The sequence below is a fragment of the Halomonas sp. BM-2019 genome (genome assembly GCF_017584085.1).
In genome coordinates, this window is sequence record NZ_CP071922.1 from 3,244,137 (window position 1) to 3,246,294 (window position 2,158).

Here is a 2,158-nt window from a genome sequence, read left to right on the forward strand (position 1 = left end):
CGGCCTGCACCCGGTCGGGCTGGCCGCTCACCACCGCGACGAGCCTCATGCCGGGAGTCGCCTGGATCAGCGGGGCATGGAAGGTCCGGCCGGCCATGCCGTAGCCGATGAGGCCCACGCTCAGGGTCTGGATCTTCATCGCATCATCCTTGGGCGCTTCGCGGGGGGAACAGGCACGAACCCCGGCCGGGGCCGGGGTTCGCGGGACGGCTCAGTCGAGCTTGGAAAGGTCGCGCACCGCGCCCTTGTCGGCCGAGGTGGCGAGCATGGCGTAGGCCTTGAGTGCGGTCGATCTGGATGAGGTCGCCGTTCTCGATCCGGCCGATGGCGCCGCCGGCGGCGGCCTCCGGCGAGACGTGGCCGATGGAGAGCCCGGAGCTGCCGCCGGAGAAGCGCCCGTCGGTCATCAGCGCACACACCTTGCCGAGCCCCTTGGACTTCAGATAGGAAGTCGGGTAGAGCATCTCCTGCATGCCGGGGCCGCCGCGCGGGCCCTCGTAGCGCACCACCACCACCTCACCGGGCGTCACCAGCCCGCCCAGCACGTGCTCCACCGCCTGGTCCTGGGACTCCACCACGTGGGCCGGCCCCTCGAAGACCAGGATCGACTCGTCGACCCCGGCGGTCTTCACCACGCAGCCGTCCAGGGCGATGTTGCCGAACAGCACGGCCAGGCCACCCTCACGGGAGAAGGCGTGCTCGAGATCACGGATGCAGCCGTTGGCGCGGTCGCCGTCGAGGCTCGGCCAGCGCGCGGCCTGGGAGAAGGCCTGTTGGGTGGGGATGCCGCCGGGGCCGGCCTTGTAGAACTCCACCACCTCGGCGCCGGGGTTGCGCATGATGTCCCACTCGTCCAGCGCCGCCTTGAGGGTATCGCCGTAGACGGTGGGCACCCGGGTATCCAGGACGCCTGCGCGGTCGAGCTCGCCGAGGATCGCCATGATGCCGCCGGCGCGGTGGCAGTCCTCGATATGGTACTGCTGGGTGTTGGGCGCCAGCTTGCAGAGCTGCGGCACCTCACGCGACAGCCGGTCGATGTCGGCCATGGTGAAGTCCACCTCAGCCTCCTGGGCGGCGGCCAGCAGGTGCAGGATGGTGTTGGTGGAGCCGCCCATGGCGATGTCCAGGGTCATGGCGTTGCGGAAGGCCGCCTTTGAACCGATGGCGCGGGGCAGCAGGTGCGCCTCGTCACCCTCGTAGTAGCGCTTGGCCAGTTCGACGATGCGGCTGCCCGCCTCCTCGAAGAGCCGGCGGCGGTCGGCGTGGGTAGCCAGCACCGTGCCGTTGCCCGGCAGCGCCAGGCCCAGCGCCTCCATCAGGCAGTTCATGGAGTTGGCGGTGAACATGCCCGAGCAGCTGCCGCAGGTGGGGCAGGCGCTGCGCTCGATCTCCTCGATCTCCTCGTCGCTGTACTGGTCGTCGGCGGCGTAGATCATGGCATCGATCAGGTCGATGTTGTGGTCGAGCAGCTTGGTCTTGCCCGCTTCCATGGGGCCGCCGGAGACGAAGATCACCGGAATGTTCAGGCGCATGGCGGCGTTGAGCATCCCGGGGGTGATCTTGTCGCAGTTGGAGATGCACACCAGGGCGTCGGCGCAGTGGGCGTTGACCATGTACTCGACGCTGTCGGCGATCAGATCGCGGCTCGGCAGCGAGTAGAGCATGCCGTCGTGGCCCATGGCGATGCCGTCGTCCACGGCGATGGTGTTGAACTCCTTGGCCACCCCGCCGGCCTTCTCGATCTCGCGGGCCACCAGTTGCCCCATGTCCTTGAGGTGCACATGGCCCGGCACGAACTGGGTGAAGGAGTTGGCCACGGCGATGATCGGCTTGTGGAAGTCCTCGTCCTTCATGCCGGTGGCGCGCCACAGGGCGCGGGCGCCGGCCATGTTGCGGCCGGCGGTGGTGGTGCGGGAACGATACTCGGGCATGGTGTCCTCTTCTCTTTGTGGCCGCCCTGCGCCGGGCGGCTGCCGTGTCCAGTCGGTCGCAGGATTCTGGCATGGGCGGCGCGGCCTTGCCACCGGCGCCGAGTGCCTAGCGCCTAGCGCCTAGCGCCTAGCGCCTAGCGCCTAGCGCCTAGCGCCTAGCGCCTAGCGCCTAGCGCCTAGCGCCTAGCGCCTAGCGCCTAGCGCCTAGCGCCTAGCGCCTAGCGCCT

General features: G+C 69.2%; 2 pseudogenes. Both read right to left on the reverse strand.

Annotation, left to right across the window (positions count from 1 at the left end):
• A pseudogene (locus tag J5F18_RS16110) lies at positions 1-139 on the reverse strand (oxidoreductase); the annotation flags it as partial.
• 72 nt (positions 140-211) lie between these two features.
• A pseudogene (gene ilvD, locus J5F18_RS16115) lies at positions 212-1,931 on the reverse strand (dihydroxy-acid dehydratase).
• Positions 1,932-2,158: the final 227 nt, after the last annotated feature.